23 protein-coding genes are annotated in these 21,357 nt (G+C 50.4%); 15 read left to right on the top strand and 8 right to left on the bottom strand.

Going from position 1 to position 21,357, the window contains the following annotated elements:
* Positions 1 to 8: 8 nt before the first annotated feature.
* Positions 9 to 248: a methyltransferase family protein gene (locus PH235_RS04525; protein ID WP_272161224.1), complete on the top strand. Its 240-nt coding sequence runs from the start codon at positions 9 to 11 to the stop codon at positions 246 to 248.
* Between the two features lie 87 nt (positions 249 to 335).
* On the opposite strand, the gene queC is transcribed toward PH235_RS04525, so the two are convergent.
* The 4 genes from queC to PH235_RS04545 all read right to left on the bottom strand — a co-directional run bounded on the left by queC (position 336) and on the right by PH235_RS04545 (position 3,274).
* Positions 336 to 1,004 carry a 7-cyano-7-deazaguanine synthase QueC gene (queC, locus tag PH235_RS04530; RefSeq protein WP_272161225.1) on the bottom strand — a complete coding sequence of 223 codons (669 nt, stop codon included), beginning with the start codon at positions 1,002 to 1,004 and terminating at the stop codon, positions 336 to 338.
* The gene (gene queF, locus PH235_RS04535; RefSeq protein WP_272161226.1) at positions 1,005 to 1,505 is read right to left on the bottom strand and encodes a preQ(1) synthase; all 501 of its coding nucleotides are present in this window, start codon (positions 1,503 to 1,505) and stop codon (positions 1,005 to 1,007) included.
* 19 nt (positions 1,506 to 1,524) lie between these two features.
* Positions 1,525 to 2,022 carry a QueT transporter family protein gene (locus PH235_RS04540; RefSeq protein ID WP_272161227.1) on the bottom strand — a complete coding sequence of 166 codons (498 nt, stop codon included), beginning with the start codon at positions 2,020 to 2,022 and terminating at the stop codon, positions 1,525 to 1,527.
* A gap of 154 nt (positions 2,023 to 2,176) precedes the next feature.
* Positions 2,177 to 3,274 carry an RNA-guided endonuclease InsQ/TnpB family protein gene (locus PH235_RS04545; RefSeq protein WP_272161228.1) on the bottom strand — a complete coding sequence of 366 codons (1,098 nt, stop codon included), beginning with the start codon at positions 3,272 to 3,274 and terminating at the stop codon, positions 2,177 to 2,179.
* A gap of 438 nt (positions 3,275 to 3,712) precedes the next feature.
* Between PH235_RS04545 and PH235_RS04550 the strand changes: the two genes are divergently transcribed.
* The 3 genes from PH235_RS04550 to mnmH all read left to right on the top strand — a co-directional run bounded on the left by PH235_RS04550 (position 3,713) and on the right by mnmH (position 7,000).
* A complete protein-coding gene (locus PH235_RS04550) occupies positions 3,713 to 4,189 on the top strand; it encodes a hypothetical protein (RefSeq protein WP_272161229.1) in 477 nt (158 codons plus the stop codon).
* 166 nt (positions 4,190 to 4,355) lie between these two features.
* Positions 4,356 to 5,804 carry a DEAD/DEAH box helicase gene (locus tag PH235_RS04555; RefSeq protein ID WP_272161230.1) on the top strand — a complete coding sequence of 483 codons (1,449 nt, stop codon included), beginning with the start codon at positions 4,356 to 4,358 and terminating at the stop codon, positions 5,802 to 5,804.
* 155 nt (positions 5,805 to 5,959) lie between these two features.
* The gene (mnmH, locus tag PH235_RS04560; protein WP_272161231.1) at positions 5,960 to 7,000 is read left to right on the top strand and encodes a tRNA 2-selenouridine(34) synthase MnmH; all 1,041 of its coding nucleotides are present in this window, start codon (positions 5,960 to 5,962) and stop codon (positions 6,998 to 7,000) included.
* Positions 7,001 to 7,058: 58 nt separating this feature from the next.
* On the opposite strand, the gene PH235_RS04565 is transcribed toward mnmH, so the two are convergent.
* Genes PH235_RS04565 through selD form a run of 4 tightly spaced genes read right to left on the bottom strand, consistent with a single transcriptional unit; the run spans position 7,059 to position 10,178 of the window.
* Entirely contained in the window at positions 7,059 to 8,219 is a 1,161-nt protein-coding gene (locus tag PH235_RS04565) for an aminotransferase class V-fold PLP-dependent enzyme (protein ID WP_272161232.1), read from the bottom strand.
* On the bottom strand, positions 8,212 to 8,484 hold the full coding sequence (locus PH235_RS04570; protein WP_272161233.1) for a DUF3343 domain-containing protein: 273 nt from the start codon (positions 8,482 to 8,484) through the stop codon (positions 8,212 to 8,214). Before PH235_RS04570 ends, PH235_RS04565 begins: the two co-directional genes overlap by 8 nt.
* Positions 8,481 to 9,104 carry a sulfurtransferase-like selenium metabolism protein YedF gene (gene yedF / locus PH235_RS04575; RefSeq protein WP_272161234.1) on the bottom strand — a complete coding sequence of 208 codons (624 nt, stop codon included), beginning with the start codon at positions 9,102 to 9,104 and terminating at the stop codon, positions 8,481 to 8,483. The genes PH235_RS04570 and yedF overlap by 4 nt, the downstream gene beginning before the upstream one ends.
* Before the next feature lie 42 nt (positions 9,105 to 9,146).
* On the bottom strand, positions 9,147 to 10,178 hold the full coding sequence (gene selD / locus PH235_RS04580) for a selenide, water dikinase SelD (RefSeq protein ID WP_272161235.1): 1,032 nt from the start codon (positions 10,176 to 10,178) through the stop codon (positions 9,147 to 9,149).
* A 270-nt stretch (positions 10,179 to 10,448) separates the two neighbouring features.
* Between selD and recQ the strand changes: the two genes are divergently transcribed.
* The 11 genes from recQ to PH235_RS04635 all read left to right on the top strand — a co-directional run bounded on the left by recQ (position 10,449) and on the right by PH235_RS04635 (position 21,287).
* Positions 10,449 to 12,635, top strand: coding sequence for a DNA helicase RecQ (gene recQ, locus PH235_RS04585; protein ID WP_272161236.1), 2,187 nt, complete (start codon positions 10,449 to 10,451; stop codon positions 12,633 to 12,635).
* A 187-nt stretch (positions 12,636 to 12,822) separates the two neighbouring features.
* Positions 12,823 to 14,490, top strand: coding sequence for a L,D-transpeptidase family protein (locus PH235_RS04590; RefSeq protein ID WP_272161237.1), 1,668 nt, complete (start codon positions 12,823 to 12,825; stop codon positions 14,488 to 14,490).
* A gap of 283 nt (positions 14,491 to 14,773) precedes the next feature.
* Positions 14,774 to 16,159 carry a F0F1 ATP synthase subunit beta gene (gene atpD, locus PH235_RS04595; RefSeq protein WP_443080845.1) on the top strand — a complete coding sequence of 462 codons (1,386 nt, stop codon included), beginning with the start codon at positions 14,774 to 14,776 and terminating at the stop codon, positions 16,157 to 16,159.
* Entirely contained in the window at positions 16,156 to 16,533 is a 378-nt protein-coding gene (locus tag PH235_RS04600) for a F0F1 ATP synthase subunit epsilon (protein WP_140185444.1), read from the top strand. The genes atpD and PH235_RS04600 overlap by 4 nt, the downstream gene beginning before the upstream one ends.
* Positions 16,534 to 16,547: 14 nt before the next feature.
* Positions 16,548 to 16,844, top strand: coding sequence for an AtpZ/AtpI family protein (locus tag PH235_RS04605; RefSeq protein ID WP_272161239.1), 297 nt, complete (start codon positions 16,548 to 16,550; stop codon positions 16,842 to 16,844).
* An 11-nt stretch (positions 16,845 to 16,855) separates the two neighbouring features.
* Positions 16,856 to 17,140: an N-ATPase subunit AtpR gene (locus tag PH235_RS04610; protein WP_272161240.1), complete on the top strand. Its 285-nt coding sequence runs from the start codon at positions 16,856 to 16,858 to the stop codon at positions 17,138 to 17,140.
* A gap of 4 nt (positions 17,141 to 17,144) precedes the next feature.
* Complete coding sequence (locus tag PH235_RS04615; RefSeq protein WP_272161241.1) at positions 17,145 to 17,810, top strand: F0F1 ATP synthase subunit A; 666 nt, start codon at positions 17,145 to 17,147, stop codon at positions 17,808 to 17,810.
* 36 nt (positions 17,811 to 17,846) lie between these two features.
* Entirely contained in the window at positions 17,847 to 18,113 is a 267-nt protein-coding gene (locus PH235_RS04620) for a F0F1 ATP synthase subunit C (RefSeq protein WP_108031813.1), read from the top strand.
* A gap of 4 nt (positions 18,114 to 18,117) precedes the next feature.
* Positions 18,118 to 18,873: a F0F1 ATP synthase subunit B family protein gene (locus PH235_RS04625; RefSeq protein ID WP_272161242.1), complete on the top strand. Its 756-nt coding sequence runs from the start codon at positions 18,118 to 18,120 to the stop codon at positions 18,871 to 18,873.
* Between the two features lie 18 nt (positions 18,874 to 18,891).
* Complete coding sequence (locus PH235_RS04630; protein WP_272161243.1) at positions 18,892 to 20,409, top strand: F0F1 ATP synthase subunit alpha; 1,518 nt, start codon at positions 18,892 to 18,894, stop codon at positions 20,407 to 20,409.
* A complete protein-coding gene (locus PH235_RS04635) occupies positions 20,406 to 21,287 on the top strand; it encodes a F0F1 ATP synthase subunit gamma (RefSeq protein ID WP_272161244.1) in 882 nt (293 codons plus the stop codon). The genes PH235_RS04630 and PH235_RS04635 overlap by 4 nt, the downstream gene beginning before the upstream one ends.
* The last annotated feature ends 70 nt before the right edge of the window (positions 21,288 to 21,357 follow it).

Below are 21,357 nucleotides of genomic sequence, written 5' to 3' on the forward strand. Positions count from 1 at the left end.
GGCAGCAGTTGATCGATACCGGCCTTTATTCAATCATCCGCCACCCGATGTATTCGGCGTCCATCATCCTGTATCTGTCGATTCCGCTGATGCTCGGGTCTTATTATGCCTTGCTTCCGATGGTATTGAGTTGCCTCGAAATCATCGCGCGGATCAAGGACGAGGAGGAGATGCTGAAGGAAGGGTTGCCGGGTTACACAGCCTATACCCAACGCGTCAAATATCGTTTGCTTCCGTATGTATGGTAATCCCGATACTGGGCAAGTTGCCTTTGGTGAAAATAAATAACCCTCCGGATGATCCGCAGCAGCGGAACAGCCAGAGGGCTATTTATTTTATTTATTCAGGTATTCTGCCAGTCCGGCGTTGCGGAGTTTGCAGGAAGGGCACTCGCCGCAACCGCCGGGAACACCCATATAACAAGTATGTGTATGTTCCTCGATGTAGGCGAGACAGCCCAGCTGATCAGCAAGCTCCCATGTCTGCGCCTTCGTCAAGTACATCAACGGCGTTTCGACGTTGAAATTGTAATCCATGGCCAGGTTCAGGGTCACGTTCATCGATTTGACGAATACGTCCCGGCAATCCGGATAGCCGCTGAAGTCCGTTTCGCATACGCCTAGGATAATGGTGCGGATGCCTTTTGACTTGGCGAAGATGCCGGCCAACAAAAGGAACAGGGCGTTCCGGCCGTCGACGAAGGTATTCGGGTAGTCTTCGGCATCGGCTTCCTTGATTGTCTGCGATTCGTCCATCAATGCGTTCGTCGTTACTTTGCCCATGACATTCGCGTCCAGGATATGGTGTTCTACCCCAAGATCGTTGGCGATCCAGGCTGCCCGCTCCAGTTCGATGCCATGGCGTTGGCCATAGCTGAAGGAAAGGGCCACGGTGTTTGCCGCACCGTACTTTTGGATGGCTTGGATCAGGCAAGTCGTTGAATCCTGCCCGCCGGAAAAGATGACCAAGGCTTGTTTTGGTGTTGTCCCATTCATATTTTCCATCTAGCGGTTGTCTACTTTCTCGGGATAAAGATCGTGTTGAGCCAAGCGTTGCCAAGCCACGTCTTCCCATTTCGTTCCAGGCTTGCCGTAGTTGCAGTATGGATCGATCGAGATGCCGCCTCTCGGTGTGAATTTCCCCCACACTTCGATGTATTTCGGCGCCATCAATGCAATCAGATCCTTCATGATGATGTTCATGCAATCCTCGTGGAAGTCGCCATGGTTGCGGAAACTGAAAAGGTAGAGCTTCAACGATTTGCTTTCGACCATGATCTCTCCCGGGACGTAGGAAATATAGATGGTCGCAAAATCGGGCTGTCCCGTCATCGGGCACAGGCTTGTGAATTCGGGGCAGTTGAATTTCACAAAGTAATCATTGTCAGGATGCTTGTTCGGAAAAGTTTCAAGGACTTTCGGATCGTAGTCCTGCGGATATTTAGTATGTTGGTTGCCCAATTGGGTGATGCCGTTCAGATCGGCTTCATTTCTGCCTGCTGTCATTGTGTGTTCCTCCTTATGCTCAGGGCTTTAAAAGCGCGCTTTTATAGAATCGTTTTTCCAGTGCCTGCACCAAAAAGTAGCCGACGAAAGCCGGTACCGATTGGCCGATGCAGAGGCTGACGACAAGCGGCAGGAACGGGATGGCCAACAGTTGCGATAGGTAGATCGGCACAACGATTCCCGGGATGAAGATGATAGGCAGGATCAGACACCACTTCGGCAAGTTGTATTTGCGGACAGCGTAAACGAGCGAAGCCGTAACGATGCCGACGAGGGTCCCACCAAGCATGTCGATGATCCCCAGTCCGCCGAAGAACAGGTTCGACATAAGATTGGCGAGGCCAGCCGGAATGATCAGGAACGGATTAAAATAAGCTAGAGCGTAAAGAGTTGTGGCGATGCGGATTTGATATTGTCCAAAAGCGAAAGATTGCGTCAGAGCCATGATGACGATGTACATAGCGATATACATTGCTGAGAAAGTCAATTTTTGTGTTTTTGTGAATGATTTTTGCATCGGTCCACCGTTGCCATAAATCTAACTAAATCTAGTTTATGTTTGCTTCCCTGTTCTTCGTGCCCGATTTGGTCCTGACGGACTACTTTCGTTTGATGCAGCACTCCGAGGGCGTAAATTCCGATGCAACGAATCGTACATATCCGAGTTACCGTTAGACTGCTTGGTAATCCCTCAGATTGTAGCTTGCGTTCAGATCCCTATCGCAATGGTGGCCGCACGCGCAGTGGTAGACTCGGTCGCTGCGTTTCAGGTCCTTCTTGAGCGTTCCGCAGTTGTTGCACAACTTGGAGCTCGGGAACCATTGGTCTGCTTCCACAAATTCAATGCCATTTAGTTCGCATTTGTACTGCAGGCATTGTTTGAAGAAATAGAGTTTCTGATTTGCGACCGCTTTAGCCAAATGCTTGTCTTTCATCATGCCGCGGATGTTCAGCGTTTCCATCACAATGCGGGAGGGTTTGGATTTCACGATCTCCGCCGTTGCTTGATGGACATGATTGGTTCTGATGTTGGCTAAGCGTCGGTGCTGCTTTCGGATTTCACCTTCTAGATTTAGGAGATGTTTAGATTTAGGCGTTCCTTTTTTGTATTTTTTGCTTGCACGCCGTTGCAATCTCTTGAGGCGTTTCTCCGCTTTCCTCACGGAGGCTGTCTTGTTGATGTTGTTGTAAAAAACGCCATCGGAAGTGACAGCTAACTCCTTGATGCCGATATCCACGCCGACTTTCCGACCATCCAATTCAACTTTTACCGGATTCACCTCGATGCCAACCATCAGATACCAGTATTTGCCGTCGAACTTGATGCGCGGGTTGTAGTATTTGCAGTCCACGGGCAACAGTTCGTTGGTTTTCACCCAACCGATTTTCTCTAGCAGGACGCGGTTGCCTTTCACTTTCAGCTTGACGCAGTCATTGTAGAAACTCGGCGTGGAGCGGCGTTTGGTCTTGAACCGGGGATGCTGAGCTTGCCCATTGAAGAATGCTTTGTAGGCTTTACAGGCATCCTTGACCGCTTGTTTGACGACATTATTGGACACGTCGTTCAGCCAGGCATATTTCTTGCGCTTCTTCATCTTGGTGATGTGCTTCCGCAGTTCATTGTCGCTGATGAATGTCCCACCGAAGCGGTGGTTCATTTCCTGCATCCGGATCGTGTAGTTGTAGGCCCAGCGGGCAACGCCGGCTGCTTGGTAGAGTTTGGAAGTTTCGTCTGTCAAAATCAAACGGACCTTCTTCGTCAGCATCATCTCGGATCATCCCTTTCTATACGCAAAGTATAGAGGAAATAGAATCAAAAATAAAAGAATTGAATGCATTTGAGGAGATTTTTATTGACTGTTTAAAAACCTCACAATACTTTATTCAACGCCTTACAAGAATATGCACAAAAAAAGACGCACGGATGCCGAGAAGGTTGTCTCTAAGGAGAGAACAAGCCAACTCAAAAAACATTCCTGCGTTTTGATTGCATGATTCTATTACCCTAGTTTTATTTTACGACAGGATGGTTACGAACTGTCCCGAACAGTTTAACAAAGAATGGTGTCCTTGCCAAGTGTGGTTTTCGAAGTTTATCAAGCCAAGTTTGTATAAGAGAATTTATTTGATTATAATGAAGATAAAGATAACGCTATCAAAGTCGCATATGAGGGCAGTAGGTTCAATCAGCAGGAAGGATGAATAAAATGGACTACATCAAAAGCCACATCAAGAAAAGTATTTTTATCGAAGCACCGTTGGGAAAAGTATGGCAATACGCCGCCAATGTGGGGAATTGGCAAGACATTCATGAGGGACTGAAAATCGTCAAGCAGATCAGCGGGGACGGCGGCATGTCCAGTGTCTACAAAGCAGAGTACGACATGTTCGGGAAAATGGTGCCGGTGAACATTGAAGTGCAGCAGGCGGAGCTGTTCCCTGAGGAGTTCGTCATGCGCGCAGCCATCCGGGTGGACACTGTCGATCCGGCCGAAGATTCTTTCGTGCGGCAAAATTACACGGCCAAAGCGGAGGAAGGCGGAACGACGTTAAACTTGGAAAGCATCCAGAATATTCCTTATGTAGATAAGAACAAAACATTTGATAAAGAAGCTTACCAGGAAAAACGGGATGAAATGGCGCAACAAGCAATCGAGCGGATCAGGCTGTTCTGCGAAGAGTGAACTGGCGCAAACGGTAATGGTGGAACTGGAAGCGGAACCCTTTGCGGGATTCAGATCCAGTTCCGTTTTTAATTCCGCACCGGCCACTCGTTTTCACAAAAACGCGGATTTATTAATGTTTTCCTGTTATACTGAGACGACAAATCAAAAGTGAAGGTAGGACAAGATGAATTATACAACATTTGAAGACTTCGCAATCAGCGAAGAAATCGTTACGGCACTAAAGGCATTGCGTTATTTCAAACCGACGCAAGTACAACAGGAGGTCATCCCGATGACCTTAAAGGGCAAAGATATCATTGTCGAATCGCAGACTGGCAGCGGCAAGACCGTCAGTTTCGGCGTACCGTTGTGCGAAAGTGTAAGTTGGGAAGAAAACCGTCCGCAGGCGCTGATTTTGGTTCCGACAAGGGAGCTGGCTTTGCAGGTGAAAGAGGACATCACCAACATCGGACGGCTGAAGCGGATCAAGGCTACTGCTGTCTTCGGCAAGACTTCCTTCGATACGCAAAAATCGGAATTGAGACAGAAAAGCCATATCGTAGTCGGCACTCCGGGCAGGGTTTTGGATCATCTGCAAAAAGGGACAATGAAATTTGACAAGATACGCTACCTGGTACTTGATGAGGCGGATGAGATGCTGAATATGGGCTTCATTGAGCAAGTGGAAGCCATTATCGATTTCCTTCCGAAACAAAGACAAACGCTGCTGTTCTCCGCGACCATGCCGAATGAAGTGGTGCGTCTGGCCAGCTTCTATATGAAGAACGACCGCGTTTCAGTGAAAATGGAAAGCGACGAGGCATCCAAGCCGAAGATTCTGCAATCCTTCATCCGTGTCCAAGAGTCGGGCAAACCCAAGCAACTATTGGATCTGCTGACCGTTGAGAATCCTGACAGCTGCATCATCTTCTGCAATACGCAGGAAGCCGTAAACGGGCTGTACACATTCTTGAGTAAAGCCGGTTTGCCGATCGATAAGATGCACGGCGGAATGGTGCAGGATGACCGCACAGCCGTCATGGAAGATTTCCGCAAAGGCAGGCTGCGCTATTTGGTGGCTACGGATGTGGCTGCGCGCGGCATCGATGTCGATAACGTGACGCATGTCGTCAATTATGATGTCCCCGAGGAGAAAGAGAGCTTCATCCACCGTACCGGCAGGACCGGCCGCGCCGGTAAAACAGGGATAGCCTTGACCTTGGTTACGCCTAATGAGGAAAGAAGCTGGCAGGCAGTGCAAGACTTCGCTCAGCAGGAAATCACTGAAATCAATCCGCCGAGCGCCCGCTTCGTGCAGCACCATAAAGCGACTTTTGAAAAGAAACTGCAGGAACGCCCCGTCATCAAACAGGCACGGAACCGGGAATTGAACAAGGACATCACCAAAGTCTATTTCAATGGCGGCAAGAAGAAAAAATTGCGCGCCATCGATTTCGTCGGCACGCTGACCAATATTCCCGGCATCGATGCGGATGATATCGGCATCATCACGATCCAGGAAAACGTGACCTACATCGAAATCCTGAACGGCAAAGGCCCCTTTGTGATTTCCGAGATGCAGAACCGCACCGTCAAAGGCAAAGCGCTGAAAGTGCATAAAGCAAAGAAATAGATGCAGCAAAATTGAACGCTTGAATGCGAAACGACCCCGCATGTCTCCGTTAATTGAGGAGCTTGTCGGGTCGTTTTCATGCGCTTGCCTCAATATTTCGGGTGGCATTCCTGCCCGACAGGGGATATACTTAGAAACAGAAAGTGGTGAACCAATTGAAACCAGTCGCAACGTATGAAGAAATAGAACAGCAACGCGGAGACAAATCGATTCTGTATGTGGACGTCAGGAGTCCGTCAGAATATGCGAAGTCGACCATACCGGGCGCCGTAAATGTGCCGGTCCTGGATGATGAGGATAGGAAAACAGTGGGAACGCTTTACGTCGCCGGCAAGATCGACGATGCTAAAAGCCACGGTATCCAAACTATTTCCCCAAGATTACCGGAAATGTTCAGCCTCTTCCAGGAGTATACAAAAGCCTATGACCAAGTCGTCATCTTCTGCAGTAGGGGGGGATTCCGCAGCAATTCGATTTTTTCCTTGCTCAAATCTTTGGGTATGAATGTCCACCGGATGGAAGGCGGCTACAAAAACTACCGCAGCACGATCAATAATCTGATTCCCGTATTGTTCGAAAAGGTCCAGTTTGTGACACTCTACGGCAATACCGGGACCGGTAAAACAGCCATCCTGGAGGAACTGAAGAAGCGTGGAGCCAATGTGCTTGATTTGGAAGCCTGCGCCAACAACAGAGGGTCCGTCTTCGGAGGCGTCGGCCTTAAGAAGAAACAGCCACACAACCAAAAAATGTTCGAAAGTCTGTTGGTCGAGAGCGCCGCTGGCTGGAAGGAGCCGCTGGTCGTCTTTACTGAAGGCGAAAGCAAGCGGATCGGACAGGCCGTATTGCCGCCCTCGTTGATTGATGCGATGCAGAAAGGCATAAACCTGAACATCGAGGCTTCATTGGATTACCGGATCGGACAAATCAAAAAAGATTACCTCCACAGCAATGAAGCAGAGCTCCTCGCAGCGCTTGACCGTTTGAAACCTTACCTGAATGAAGCGCGTGTTGAGGGTTACAAGGAACAGGTGCGCCAGCAGGATTTCGACGCGGTCATCGCGGATCTGTTGGTGAAATACTATGATCCCCGCTACAACTTCAACAAAAAGGAATTTTCCACCATCTTCCGGAACGAAGACGCCGAAGCAACGGCCGAAGCCATTCTGGAGTGGATGAAGCAATGTAACGCTTGATTACAAAAAACAAAACAGAGCAGCTGCCCGTGAAAGCGGGTGGCTGCTCTGTTTTATTTTATTCTTCTTCCGCCAAAATCCGCAGCGCCTTGGCTGCGTAGTCGATTTCCTCCATCGTGTTGAAGCTGGAGAAGCTGAAGCGGACCATGCCGGTTTTTTCTGTGCCGAAAGCCTGATGGATGAGCGGTGCGCAATGGGCGCCGGGGCGCACAGCGATTGCGTAATCCATGAAGAGCGCATCGCTGAGGTCGCCGGAGGACCAGCCCTCCAGATTCAGCGAAACGACCGGCGCGCGCTCCATGCTTTCAGCGAAACTGCCGTAGAGGGTGATTCCCGGGATGTCCTTGATCTGGTCATGGAAGCGGAAAGTCAGTTCCTGCAGGTGTATAGTGATCGCTGCCAGACCTTTCTGGCCGATGTAATCCAAACCGGCGGAAAGGCCCGCCAAGCCATGGACATTCTGGGTGCCGGCCTCGAAAAGGGTCGGCATCTCTGTCGGGTATTGCTTATCGAAAGAATGGAAGCCGCTGCCGCCGGTGAACACCGGCACGAATTCCAAGGACCTGTCTCCGAGGCAGATGCCCCCGGTTCCTTGCGGGCCGTAGAGTCCTTTGTGTCCGGTGAAGCAGAGGACGTCGATGTGCTGCTGCACCATATCGATGGCGAGGACGCCTGCGCTCTGGGAAGCGTCGACGATGAAAATCAAATTGTGCTCCCTGCAGAAGCGGCCGATCCATTCCAGATCTGCCGCATTGCCGGTGACATTCGAAGCGTGGTTGACCACGACTGCACGGGTATCGGGTCGCAACAGGCGTTCGAAATCGGGATAGCGGAGCGTGCCAAGTTCATCGACTCCTACAAACGATAAGGCAGCGCCCTGTTCTTCAAGTTGGTACAGCGGACGCAGGGCGGCGTTGTGCTCCGTCACAGTGGTGATGATGTGGTCATCCGGGTTCAACAAGCCCTTCAGGACCATGTTCAGCGAGGCGGTCGCGTTGGCCGTGAAAGCGACGTTTGCCGCATCCGGCACACCGAATAGGGCGGCTGTTTTCTGGCGCAGCGTTTCCGTCAGCCGCAATGCGTTCAGGGAAACGGTATGGCTTCCGCGTGCCGGGTTGCCCAGCTGACCGTCGGCGATGGCGTGATAGACAGCTTCAGCCACCGCAGCCGGCTTCTTCAGCGTGGTTGCGCTGTTGTCGAAATAATAAAGTTCAGTCATGCCAGACCTCCACGGATTTTTTTCGGTTCTCAAAACGGACTTCGTAGCAGCCATCGTTGGAAATGGCATGATCCGACAACAACAAGCGGACAGCGTTCAGCTCGTCGAGATGAGTCTGCAGCACAAGACCACATCCGGCCGAAATCTGTTCCGGCATGGGGATCAGCCGGCATTCCCGACCGGCATCCAGGACAACAGCTTCAGCGGCTGCGGCGGCCTGGGATGTCGGAAACGCGACGATGCCGTAATGTTTGCGGTCGATCATGGCGATACGGTCTTGGAGGTGCGCAGGATTTCAACGATGCGGTACATGTTTGTGTAAGTGCCGACCGCCAATTTGTCCTTCACGCCATAGAATTCCCCGCAGATGCCGCAAGTCAGCACCTCGACGCCGTCTTCCTCCAGCGCTTTGAGGTCGTCCAGGACGGACGAACCTTCCGTTGTCAGCAATGCGCCGGCATTGTAGCAGAGCACTTTGTCGGGCAGGACTTCCTGCTCCGTCAGGGAGAAGAGGAAGCTTTTCATCAGCGTACGGCCCAATTCCTCGCTGCCGTTGCCGATGAAGTCGCTGTTCAATACGACGACATAACTTGCTCCGGATGATGCGACTGTGTCGGCGGCTTGCTCCGGAAGCACAGGGTGTTCGGCGGTGTGCGGTCGGTTGCCCGCGTTCGGATCGGAAAGTTGCACTTCATAAAGGGAATCGTTGATTTTTTCGATTTGGACGGAAAGCTTCAGTTGCTCCGCCATCTTGGCAAGGTTCTGCGTCGCAATTTCATTATCCACGCTGATGAGCACCGTTTCTCCGTTGCTCTCTTTCAAAGCCCGTTTGGTCAAAATGACCGGCATCGGACAAGCTTGTCCGACTGCATCTATTTTTTTCATACTCTTTTCCTCCTGGTTATGTCATATTTTTTGATTCTCGGCTCAATGGACCACCGTGATCTTCTTGGCGTCCTTTTCGGTCACTTCGCCGATGATGCCGCAGGGCAAGCCCAATGCTTCGATTTCGGCAAGCAGAGCGGCCGCTTCTTCGACAGGGACGCTCACCAGCAGGCCGCCGGATGTCTGCGGATCGAAAAGGATTTCCTCCAAGGCATAGTCATCGATCTGGAAGTCCACATCGGCTTCCAGGTGATTACGGTTGCGCTGTCCGCCGGCTGTGATCAGGAATTCCTTGGCTCCCTGATAGGCTCCACTCAGGCAAGGTACGCTGTCTGCGTAGACCGTCGCGGAACAGCGGTCGCTGACCATTTCCGACAGGTGCCCCAACAGGCCGAAGCCGGTGATATCCGTACAGCTGTGGACTGTGTACTTTTTCAGCACGTCAGCTGCATAACGGTTCAGTGTAGTCATCGAGGTGACCGCCTGGTTGAAGGCTTCCTGCGCCATTTCCCCGGCGCTGTAGGCCGTCGTGATGATGCCTGTTCCCAATGGTTTCGTCAGCAGCAGGACATCGCCTGGGATGCACGTGTCATTCCGGTAGATCCGATCGGGATGGACTCTCCCCAATACCGAGAGACCGTATTTGGGCTGGGGATCGTGGATCGAATGTCCGCCGACCAGCACGCCGCCTGCCTCCTGGACTTTCTTGAAGCCGCCAGCCAAAATTTTCCCGAGTGTATCGGTACTTTTTGTTTCGGGCCAGCAGACGATGTTCATGGCCGTCAGCACTTCGCCGCCCATCGCAAATACATCGCTCAATGCGTTGGCTGCGGCAATTTCCCCGAAAAGCGAGGCATCCGCGACCATTGCGGGAAAGAAGTCCAACGTCTGGATCATGGCCGTCTCGGCGTCTATCCGGAATACCGCCGCATCATCGGACGAGTCGAAACCGACCAAAAAATTCGGGTTTTCCTGTTTCGGAAACTGACTGAGCAAGTCTCCCAGAACGCCGGGGCCGATTTTCGCATTGCACCCCCCGCAGATAAATAGTTCATTTGATAATTCCTGTTCCATATTTCTCACTCCTGTAGGTCATGACGTGTTCACCTTACAATTATATACCACACGTCAAAACATAAGGCGGATAATCTGCATATTTTATAAGTGGAGTGTCTGATCGGACAGAACCGCAATATTTTTTGTGCGGGAAAAATAGGCCGCGGATGTGATATGATGAGGAGGTCATTTCTGACGGTTTGACATTGCTTTCTTGAGTGAAGGCAAGACCGCTCAGGAATATTCGGTTAATGAGAAAAGATAAACAATTAAGGATGGATGCAAGTGGTGGATAAAGAATTACTGTACGCGACGCTAAAAAAATATTTCGGATACGACAGCTTCCGTGAAGGCCAAGAGGAATTGATCACGAACACCCTGCAAGGGAAAGACGTGCTCGGGATCATGCCGACGAGCGGAGGAAAATCGCTCTGCTATCAATTGCCGGCGTTGCTGCTGGACGGCATGACGATCGTCGTTTCCCCGTTAGTATCCTTGATGAAGGACCAGGTGGACAGCCTGCGGGAAATGGGGATTGCCGCGGCATACCTGAACAGTACGCTTTCCAGAGAAGAGTTTCTGCAATTGATGGACGACATGCGCTCCGGCCAGCTCAAACTTCTCTACATCGCGCCAGAACGGATAGACAATGAGTCTTTCATGAATGCTTTGCGCTTTGTGAAGGTGCCGTTGTTGGTGGTCGATGAGGCCCACTGTATCTCGCAATGGGGCAGCGATTTCCGCCCTGCCTACCAAGGCGTGGCCCGGCTGTATGATCTGTTCGACAGACGTCCGATGGTTGCCGCCTTCACCGCCACGGCAACCGAACCGGTCCAGGACGATATCCTGGTCCAATTGCGGCTGCAGAATCCGTTCCGGTTGGTGACCGGTTTCGACCGCAGCAATTTGGCCTTCAGCGTGGAAAAGCCCGCCGACAAGTTCAAGTTCCTCGTGAAGGACCTCAACCCGAAGGAAGCGAGCATCATCTATTGTTCGACCAGAAAAAATGTGGAATCGGTCCAGAAGAAATTGGAACAAAAAGGCTTTGCCGTGACGCTTTACCATGCCGGGCTGCCGGAACACGAGCGCCAGCGAAACCAGGATGATTTCCTGTTCGACCGCAAACCGATCATGGTCGCTACGAATGCTTTCGGCATGGGGATCGACAAAAGCAATGTGCGGACCGTTTACCACTACAACATGCCCAAAAACATCGAAAGCTATTACCAAGAAGCCGGAAGGGCGGGACGTGACGGAGAGGAAGCGCGTGTCATCCTGCTGTTTTCGACGCAGGATATCATCATCAATCAGTTGCTGAACAGCAAGACGAATGACAGCGAAGCGACCAACAAATTGAACAAGATGATCAATTACTGTTACACGAACCAATGTCTGCGCCGGTACATCCTGGAATATTTCGGCGAAACGACAGCTGAGCTGAATTGCCAACATTGCTCCAACTGCCTGCGCCGCACGGAACAGATAGACATCACCGAAGAAGCCCAAAAAATCCTGTCCTGCGTCGTGCGGGTGCGCGGACGTTACGGCGTCCAGAAAATCATCGGCATCCTGACGGGGAGCAAACAGAAGGGCATCACCGATTTCGGGCTGGATAAGCTGAAGACATACGGACTGATGAGCGCCTATAATGATGGGGAAATCCGCGAAATGATCGGGGTTTTGATCGCGGATGAATACCTGCAAGTGACAGGTGATCAGTATCCGTTGATCCAAGTCACTCCGAAAGCGCTGGAAATCCTGAAGGAAGGTAAAAAAGTCGGGATGTCCTATGAGGTCGAGACCGGCAAGGGCACCGCCAAACAGAGCGGAGGCGGCTTGTATGATACCGAGCTGTTCGACCGTCTGCGTAGTGTGCGCACGGAAATGGCGAACGAGCATGGGATCCCTTCCTATATCGTCTTTTCCGACAGCACACTGCATGAGATGGCCCGAAACTTTCCGACTGATGATGACGGCTTCCTGCGTTTGTCAGGGGTAGGCGAAACGAAGTTGGAGCGCTACGGCGAAGTGTTCATGGGTGTCATTTCCGATTATTTGAAGGAGTTCCCTGATGCCGAAGCGGTTCTGCAACAGAAACGGCTGGAACAGAAAGAGCAGGAAGGCAATCCGGAAACCGCGGAAAAACGCGCAAAACCGGCACAGAAAAATTACGCCGGCACTACCTTTGAGGAGACCTATCGCCTGTATCAAGAAGGCAAGACAGTCGAAGAGATCATCGCCATCAGAGGCCTTGCACGGATGACCATCGAAAACCATTTCCGCAATTTGGCCGAACAGTCGGCCTACGAAATGCGTTTGACGGATTTCGTCACGGATGAGCAGGCGGAGGCCATCGCCAGAGCAATCGAGGAAGCCGAGGATCAACACCTGAAACCGCTCAAGGAAAAGCTGGGGGACGACTACAGCTATTTCCAGATTGTGATGGTGCTGGCCTTCCGGAAAAGAGAACAGTAGAATGACTTAGAAAAAGTTTGGGGTCGCTTCATTTTGAGGCGACCCTGAACTTTTTGCAGTTATCCGGGTCTTTGGCCCGCTTGTGTTTTTTTTAACGGGGTATTGTTTGGTATAATGGAGGAAAGAGAGCGGTTACGAATGGACGCTCCATTTCCTGTCGCTTACGGTCCTACCGGGAGGGATTATTATGAGAAGGAACATTTTGTTTATTCTGTTGGGGTTGTTCATTGTTGCCGGATTAGCCCCTGCCCGCATCGCGGCGCCAGCATATTCGTTGGAGAACGGTGCAGTTGTCCAGAAAAGTTTGCTGGGGCTTTACGATCCAGCGTACCTAAATATAGATGGAACGCTTGCCGAAACCGGCAAGGATTATGTCACGCTGCAGACAAGAAGCGTTGCTGCCCTTTCGTGGGCGCAGGAAATCCCGCTATCCCCGGCAACCGCCGGCAGCGCGGAATTGACTTATACGACCTATGTTCAGGACAGCGGTTGGCAGTCCGAAGTCCAGGAAGGCGCAATCAGCGGCGGGGTGGCATTGCCGCTCGAAGCCATCCAGGTGCGTTTGGCCCATTTGGCCGAAGCGGGCAGCGTTTCATACCGGATCTACAGGCAGGACAGCGGTTGGTCAGGCTATGTCTCCAACGGCGGGACGGCTGGAACGACTGGAACCAACGAAGCGATCGAAGCTGTGCAATTCAAATTGACGGGTGCTTTGGCCGCTCAATACGATATTTATTACCGGGTACAAACGAGCCGCTTCGGCTGGATGGATTGGGCCGGAAACGGCGAGACAGCCGGAACGGACGGTTTCCGCTATCCGATTGAAGGAGTTGAAATCGTTCTGATGAACAAGGAACAGACTTTTTTAGGCAAACGTGAGCAGAGCTTCATCAAACGCACCGAACCGGTCCTTTCCTACGGCAGTTATCTGACAAATTCGGGTTGGCAGGATTCGGTCCTCAATCCGGCGCAAAGCGGCTCCCCGGATTCCTCGCAATCGTTGGAAGGTTTGCAGGCGAAATTGGACTCCCAGCCCTATCCGGGATCGGTTTCCTATCGTGCCGCCACAAGTGAAAACGGTTGGTTTGAATGGACACAGGATGGATTGGAAGCCGGACTGCCAGGAACAGGTCAACGCATCGAGCGGATCGAAATGCAGTTGACGGATGAATTGGCTGCGCACTACGATATTTATTATCAGGTCCATGTGCCCGGCGTGGGCTGGTTGGATTGGGCCAAGAATGGCGAAACAGCCGGAACGCAAGGATACGATTATGACGTCAGCGCCGTCCAGATGCAATTGGTCCAAAAAGACGCGGCAGCGCCGGGGAACACGGCAGTCGCTTTCATGAAATACGTACCGAAACCGCCGCCCGCTCCGGTTGTTGCTGTTGCCCCGCCAGTCCCGACCTATCCGACGGGACCCGATTGGACGGTGCAGGATGGCAGCTTCCGGACGAATGCCGGCACCAACTATTATGTCGGCTCCAGTTACATCATCATCAGTATCGCCTACCAACGCGTCTGGGCCTACATCGGAGACCAGCGGATCGTCGATGCTCCCGTCATCACCGGCCGACCTTCGATGCCGACGCCTAGAGGGCTGTTCGCGATCCAACCGTACAAGGAATCGCCGAGCGTGCTGATCGGTGAAGATTACGAATCGCCGGTCCAATATTGGATTCCATTTTTGGGTAATGCTTACGGCTTGCATGACGCCTCGTGGCAAACCCAAGGCTTCGGCGGCGACCTTTACCTGTATTTGGGATCGCACGGCTGCGTCAATACCCCTTACTATGCTGTCCAAACGCTTTACAATACCTATTCCGTCGGCACGCCGGTCGTGGTTTATTGACGGATTCGAAGGGTCGCCAGCAACAAATCAGAAAAGATGCCGGAACAGGGTTGGATGCGGATCCCTGTTCCGGCATTATTTTTCCCTGTTTTTGGCCGACGGAAACCAAACACAAGGAAGAGTCCCAATATATAAATGTAAGCGTTTTACCTTAAAGCTTTTTTGTTATACAATCAAGGTACAGATAAGGTGAGTTTGCACCAGGCACAATCAGAAAGCTGTTGGGAAAGACAAATTTCAACGTTTGGATTGGCGGGAAAGGGGGCAGGCAATCATGGATGAAATGAATAAAGGCTACATAAAAGCCATCCGCGGCAGTGTCATCGAAGCAGTATTCGAACAAAAATTGCCGTCCATAAACAATATGCTGATTGCTGGAGAAAAAGGGGAAATGATCTTCGAGGTAAGTTCTTACATCGATCAGCAGACGGTCAGAGCCGTGGCCCTTACATTCACTGCCGGAATAGCCAGAAAGGCCGTCATCACGGATACTGGTTTGCCTATACAAGTCCCGGTAGGGAAAGAAACGCTGGGGAAAATGTTTGATGTGTTCGGTAATCAGCTGGATGAAAGTGCCCCGTTACAAACAATCATCCGGAGATCGATACACCAAAAGCCGCTCCCCTTTTCCCGGAGAAGTTCCAGCGATGAGCTTTTCCTGACGGGCATCAAAGCGATTGATGTGATGATTCCGCTTGGCAAGGGAGAAAAAGCCGGATTGTTCGGTGGCGCTGGAGTAGGGAAGTCAGTGCTCATAACGGAGCTGATCAACAATACGGCAAGCAATGCCGGGGGATACAGCATCTTCTGCGGAATCGGGGAACGTTCCAGGGAAGCTGAAGAGTTGTACCGCGAAATAAAGGATGCGGGAGTATTGGAAAAAACCGTGTTGATTTTCGCGCAGATGAACGAACCTCCGGGAGCACGATTCCGGGTCGGTCATGCGGCTCTTACGATGGCTGAATATTTAAGGGACACCGAAAAGACGGATATTCTGTTGTTGATCGACAATATTTTTCGGTTCATCCAGGCAGGCTCCGAAGTTTCTGGCTTGATCGGGAAGATGCCTTCTCGGGTCGGCTATCAACCTACTTTGGCAAGCGAGCTCTCGGAACTTGAGGAGCGGATATCGAATACGACCGCAGGGTCCATCACTTCTGTCCAGGCGGTGTATGTCCCCGCCGATGATTTTACGGATCCATCGGCAACGCACACGTTCTCCCACCTCTCGGCTTCGGTAGTGTTGTCGAGGAAAAAGGCCAGCGAAGGTTTTTTCCCGGCTATCGATCCCCTGAGCTCATCATCCAAATTATTGAATAAGAGCATAGTAGGCGAAAGGCATTATCGGATCGCTAAAGAAATCAGAAGGAATCTTTCTGTTTATGAAGAGCTGAAGGACATCATTGCCATGCTTGGCATCGAAGAACTTTCCAAAAACGATCGCGAGACTGTGTACAGGGCAAGGCGGCTGGAACGCTTTTTGACACAACCGTTCTTTACGACCGAACATTTTACGGGGATGGAAGGAAAATTTGTGGCGCTTGAGGATGCCCTGGACGGATTCGAACGCATATTGAATGACGAGTACACGAACCATAAAGAGGGGAATTTGTACATGATCGGCAACATCAGCGAAGCGGACGAAAGAAAGAGGGAGGATGAGAAATGAGGATCAGGATCATACTCCCCAGCAAGACCGTGTTGGACCAAGAGGCGGATAAGATAACGGCTCCGGGTACGGAAGGGTCATTCCAATTGTTGCCCAAGCACATCGATTTTGTTTCCAGTCTGAGTCCGGGAATCCTGAGCGTCTTTTTTGAAGGAGAGGTCGTTTATTATGCGATCAATCAAGGGATTTTGGTCAAACAGGGAGATGTCGTATCCGTAGCTTGCCTGCAGGCCATCAGGGGCACGACGCTGGAGACGTTGGGGGATACAGTCGATGCCAGTTTCAGGTCACAGGATGAGAATGAAAGGCGAATGAACGAAGTGCTCACCAAACTGGAAGTGGATACGTTAAGGTTATTTATGGAATTGGACTGAGGAGGAATCCCGTCATGGCAGAGAAAGAACCATCTCCAGAAAAAGAACTGATAGACAAAGTGAAGGCGGATTCCGAGAAGAAGCTGAAAATGCAGAAAGAAGGGAAGGATATCCTTTTTGGCATAGGTACCTTCGGTGTGGTGGGATGGTCGATTGCGGTCCCTGTATTGATGGGCATTGCGTTGGGAATCTATTTGGATGATACCTACGACCCAGAATTTTCCTGGACACTGACCCTTTTGTTTGCCGGAGTGATCATCGGTTGCATAAATGCCTGGGTATGGATCAAGAAGAAAAGTATGGGGGATTAGGGGGTACGACTATGGTAATCGCTTTTTTGGGAGGGATTTTTCTTGGAGGGATCTTCTTTGGAGGCCTGTTACTGACGGTGAGGTTGCTCGTCAGAGTGAGATACCCAACCGTGTTGATGTTGGGAAGTTTGTTGCTGAGACTGGGCATATTATTGGGAGGATTGTACTTGCTGAAAGACGGGAGCTACCTTAACTTGCCGTTGGCTCTGTTGGGTATCCTGATCGGGAGGTTTCTTATCGTGTCGAAAGTGAAGGGTCAACAGCAAGGGTCTGATGAAATGAGGCAAGAGGGGTGAGGGAATGTCAATTGATCCAAGTGACATCATTTATTTTGAATGGCATTTCGTGAGGATAACAGCGACGTTGGTATACACTTGGATAACTTTAGCGGTTCTGATCATAATTACGCTCTTTGTCAGAATGGGCATACAAAGGAAGGGGAAACTGTCCAAAATTCAAAATGTTTCGGAAGCTCTGCTGATTGTGATCGATAAACAGATAAAGGAAATCAGCCAACAAGATTCCAGCCGGTATCTTCCTTTTGTCGGAACCTTGTTCATCTTTATATTTGCCGCCAATATTCTGTCGATCATACCAGGATTCATTTCGCCGACCGGTTCTTTGAACACAACCATTGCCCTGGCATTGTGCGTTTTTTTTGCCATTCCTGCCTATGGGATAGCCAGCCGAGGAGTGAAAGAGTACCTGAAGGAATACACCAAACCTTCCGTGCTGATGCTTCCGTTCAACATAATCGGCGAGTTTTCCCGTATCATTTCATTGGCTGTCCGCCTGTATGGGAATGTGATGAGTTCAAGCATCATCGTCGCAATTTTGTTGGGAGTCATCCCGTTATTTTTCCCCGCGGTCATCCAAATGCTGGGATTGCTCACCGGCACCATCCAAGCCTACATTTTTTCCATTTTGGCCATTGTTTATATCGCTGCTGCGACAAAAGGGAAATAGTTTTTGGACGATAACATCTCAAAAGGAGGTTAAAATATGGACTCCATTACAATCATCGGCGCCGTTTCGATCATCATGTCGGGATTCACTATAGCAATCGGCTCCATCGCTCCGGCAATCGGTGAAGGAAACGCCGTCGTTCAAGCCTTAAAATCGATAGCACAGCAACCGGATGAATACAACAGCATTTCAAGGACACTTTTTGTAGGGCTAGCCATGATCGAATCCACTGCCATCTACTGCTTTGTCCTATCGATGATTTTATTGTACGCGAATCCTTTTTGGAACGCATTGGTAGGGTGATACCATGAACATCAACTGGTTTGAAGTCTTTGCTCAGATGATCAATTTCGTTGTGCTTTTGTTCGTTCTCCAAAAGTTATTTTATAAACCGCTCATCAAAGCAATGGATGAACGGCAGCAATCGCTAGCCAAAATTCAGGAGGAATCTGCACAGAAAATGAAGGAGGCGGACGCAACCATCACGGTCTACCATGAAAAACTGGCCGCAATCGAAGAAACGGCGCAACAGACATTGGAGAATGCCAAAAAAGAAGCGGAGAGCGCAAAAAACGCCTTGCTGAAAACCTATCGGATACAGGCTGATGAAAAACGACAAACGTATCTGAATGAACTGGAGAACGAAAAAACGCGCATCTCTGATGAAATGAGGAGGGTTTTGGGAAAGAGTGCGGTGAAGATAGCTGCGCATATCTTGCATATGACGGTCGATCAAAGCAGTGAGGAAAAGATGTTCGAGACTTTTATCGGCAAAATCCGTGCGCTGAAATCCGATTCTCCCGAGCTTATGCACCTGACCCATCAGGCAAAAGTCAGTCTGGTGAGCGCGACCGAACTGCCGATGCAAAAACGGCAAATTTTTGAAGAAGTGCTGCAGGAAAAAATGGGAGCCGGCCTGGTCATTTCCTACTTGACCGATAAGGAGTTGGTGGCCGGTCATGAGCTTAAGTTCGAGACGTTCACACTGCATCATAATGTCAGGAAATATGTGGAGGAATCAGAGAAAAAAATCATGCAGACGATGGAAAAGAACTCTCAATGAAAGAGGGTGCGTGCACTGATGTTGGAAAATCTTTTGATCCAATTTGAAAAATTGTTGGAGGAAGCACTGGAATGCCCTTTGGGGGATGAGGACATCGAGGAGAGCGGTGTGGTCGTATCATTGGACCGAGGCATCGCAATCGTAAACGGTCTGAGCGGAGTGAAGAATCAGGAACTGGTCCGTTTTCCGGGCGATGTGATGGGGATGGTCTACAATCTCGATCCGGATGATATCGGGGTCATCCTGTTGGGAGGATACGAGCATATAAAGGCTGGAGATGCGGTTACAAGGACCGATCGGGTAGTAGCCATCCCGGTATCGGAAGATTTCCTTGGGAGAGTCATCAATCCGCTGGGAGAAATTCTGGATGGAAGAGGAGCGGTGCTAGCGAATACCTGGTTCCCAATCGAAAGAGAAGCTCCTCCGATTATGCATCGGGCACCCATCACTGAGCCGTTGCAGACAGGCATCAAAGTAGTCGATGCGGCTGTGCCAATCGGAAAGGGCCAAAGGGAGTTGATACTTGGGGATCGACAGACCGGGAAAACGGCTATCGCAATCGACGCGATCATCAACCAAAAGGGAAAGGAAGTCATCTGCATCTACTGCTCCATCGGCCAGCAAATTTCTTCGGTCACCAAAGTGATGAATGCATTGAAAAATCATGATGCATTGAGCCATACAATCCTGATGGTCGCAGGGTCGGAAGATCCTCCCGGGCTGGCGTATATCGCCCCTTATGCAGCCACCAGCCTTGGGGAATATTTTATGGGAAAAGGCAAGGATGTGTTGATTGTGTATGATGATCTCACCAAACACGCCCGCTCCTACCGGGAACTGTCCTTGTTGTTGGAGCGCCCTCCAGGAAGGGAAGCTTACCCGGGGGACATTTTCTATATCCATTCCAGGCTTTTGGAGAGGGCCACACATCTCAAAAAAGAGTACGGAGGAGGCAGCATCACAGCCCTTCCAATCATTGAAACCCAGGCAGAAAATTTAGCTGCCTACATACCCACAAACCTTATTTCCATAACGGATGGGCAGATTTACGTTTCGCCCAAAATTTTCCAGATGGGAAATCTGCCGGCCGTGAATATCGGCGCATCGGTATCGCGGGTGGGAGGGAAAACACAGCTGCCGGCCTACCGGCAAGTGACGAGTGCATTAAAATTGACCTATTCCCAATTTGAGGAACTCGAAATTTTTGCCAGCTTCAGCGCCAGACTGGATGATGCCACAAAACTGATATTGGAAAGAGGGTATCGGATCAGAAAAATATTGAACCAACCCCAGTATTCCCCAATGGACGTCATGGAGCAAATCGGCGTTTTCCTGGCTGTAGTCAATGGTGCACTGGATTTTTTGCCGCTGGAACAAATGGAGGAAGCTGAAGAAATTATCCGAATGCTGGTGAAGGAAGACGAAGGTTTCCGCAAAAGCATCGAAAAAGGTGAAAAAATTGAAGGAGAAAAGAGAGACGAGTTTCTGAAAAGGGTGGTCGAAAAAATCAGGAAGGAGCTGGTGACTGAAGGATGACCAATCTGAAATCATTAAAGAAAAGCATAGCTTCCACTGAGAGCCTGCAGTCGATCGTAACGACCATGAAGGCCCATGCTTCCACTCAAATACACCAGTTTGAGCGCGCGGCACAAGCATCCGTAAGTTACCGGCGTGTTTTGGACACGGCCCTCGCGGTGTTGTTGGCAGATGAAGAAAAGAAGACTGCGAATAATGGGAACGGTGACCGGACAATCCATATCATCTTCGGGTCTGATCATGGACTGACCGGCAATTTCAATGAACGGATGAGCTTCTTCGCTGCACAGCATATACCAAAGGACGCATACCACGACATTCTCGTCGTGGGGCAACAAGTTTATGATAGATTAGTGACGGATTATGCAATAAAGGACAGCTTTTCAGTTCCGCAAACAGAGGATGGGATTGTTCCCATAGTCCAGAGGCTCCTGTTCAAGATAGATCAACTGAGGGATGAGGCGCCTGTGGGGAAAATTTTATTGTATTACTGCAAGCCTTTGGAGAACGCGGTGCTTCAAGAAGAAATTGAACTGCTTTTTCCATTGGATCTGGAAGAATTAGCCAAAAACCACGACGGATGGGAAACAAATAGGATATCAATCTATCTGATGGATAAAGAGACACTCCTCTCGAATCTGTTGCAGCAATATTTTTTCCTGACGCTCTACCGGGCCTTCTGTTACTCGCTCGTATCCGAAAATACAAGCCGAATCAATTCCATGAATTCGGCGGAAAAGAACATCGAAGAACGCCTGAATGAGTTCAATTTCATGTACCGCATGAAACGGCAAAGCAGCATCACAGAAGAAATCAACGATCTGCTTTCCGGTTTCCGGTCCCTGAAAAAATCAAAAAAGAATCTGCCTGAAGAATGAACGGTACCGACTCCGTACAAGAGTAGGCACCGTTCATTTTTTAGCGGAAAAAATTGGTATGATCGGAGCA

This window comes from Trichococcus sp. K1Tr (assembly GCF_028309625.1).
In the GTDB taxonomy this organism is placed as follows: domain Bacteria; phylum Bacillota; class Bacilli; order Lactobacillales; family Aerococcaceae; genus Trichococcus.

What these genes read in the sequence shown, in the direction of transcription:
- PH235_RS04625 (WP_272161242.1), top strand. Translation starts at nt 18,118, where the DNA reads ATGAACATCAACTGGTTTGAAGTCTTTGCTCAGATGATCAATTTCGTT.
- queC (WP_272161225.1), bottom strand. Translation starts at nt 1,004, where the DNA reads ATGGAAAATATGAATGGGACAACACCAAAACAAGCCTTGGTCATCTTT.
- PH235_RS04550 (WP_272161229.1), top strand. Translation starts at nt 3,713, where the DNA reads ATGGACTACATCAAAAGCCACATCAAGAAAAGTATTTTTATCGAAGCA.
- PH235_RS04605 (WP_272161239.1), top strand. Translation starts at nt 16,548, where the DNA reads ATGGCAGAGAAAGAACCATCTCCAGAAAAAGAACTGATAGACAAAGTG.
- PH235_RS04570 (WP_272161233.1), bottom strand. Translation starts at nt 8,484, where the DNA reads ATGATCGACCGCAAACATTACGGCATCGTCGCGTTTCCGACATCCCAG.
- PH235_RS04630 (WP_272161243.1), top strand. Translation starts at nt 18,892, where the DNA reads ATGTTGGAAAATCTTTTGATCCAATTTGAAAAATTGTTGGAGGAAGCA.
- yedF (WP_272161234.1), bottom strand. Translation starts at nt 9,104, where the DNA reads ATGAAAAAAATAGATGCAGTCGGACAAGCTTGTCCGATGCCGGTCATT.
- PH235_RS04610 (WP_272161240.1), top strand. Translation starts at nt 16,856, where the DNA reads ATGGTAATCGCTTTTTTGGGAGGGATTTTTCTTGGAGGGATCTTCTTT.
- PH235_RS04620 (WP_108031813.1), top strand. Translation starts at nt 17,847, where the DNA reads ATGGACTCCATTACAATCATCGGCGCCGTTTCGATCATCATGTCGGGA.
- PH235_RS04565 (WP_272161232.1), bottom strand. Translation starts at nt 8,219, where the DNA reads ATGACTGAACTTTATTATTTCGACAACAGCGCAACCACGCTGAAGAAG.
- PH235_RS04600 (WP_140185444.1), top strand. Translation starts at nt 16,156, where the DNA reads ATGAGGATCAGGATCATACTCCCCAGCAAGACCGTGTTGGACCAAGAG.
- selD (WP_272161235.1), bottom strand. Translation starts at nt 10,178, where the DNA reads ATGGAACAGGAATTATCAAATGAACTATTTATCTGCGGGGGGTGCAAT.
- PH235_RS04615 (WP_272161241.1), top strand. Translation starts at nt 17,145, where the DNA reads ATGTCAATTGATCCAAGTGACATCATTTATTTTGAATGGCATTTCGTG.
- PH235_RS04590 (WP_272161237.1), top strand. Translation starts at nt 12,823, where the DNA reads ATGAGAAGGAACATTTTGTTTATTCTGTTGGGGTTGTTCATTGTTGCC.
- PH235_RS04635 (WP_272161244.1), top strand. Translation starts at nt 20,406, where the DNA reads ATGACCAATCTGAAATCATTAAAGAAAAGCATAGCTTCCACTGAGAGC.
- PH235_RS04540 (WP_272161227.1), bottom strand. Translation starts at nt 2,022, where the DNA reads ATGCAAAAATCATTCACAAAAACACAAAAATTGACTTTCTCAGCAATG.
- PH235_RS04545 (WP_272161228.1), bottom strand. Translation starts at nt 3,274, where the DNA reads ATGATGCTGACGAAGAAGGTCCGTTTGATTTTGACAGACGAAACTTCC.
- PH235_RS04555 (WP_272161230.1), top strand. Translation starts at nt 4,356, where the DNA reads ATGAATTATACAACATTTGAAGACTTCGCAATCAGCGAAGAAATCGTT.
- queF (WP_272161226.1), bottom strand. Translation starts at nt 1,505, where the DNA reads ATGACAGCAGGCAGAAATGAAGCCGATCTGAACGGCATCACCCAATTG.
- atpD (WP_443080845.1), top strand. Translation starts at nt 14,774, where the DNA reads ATGAATAAAGGCTACATAAAAGCCATCCGCGGCAGTGTCATCGAAGCA.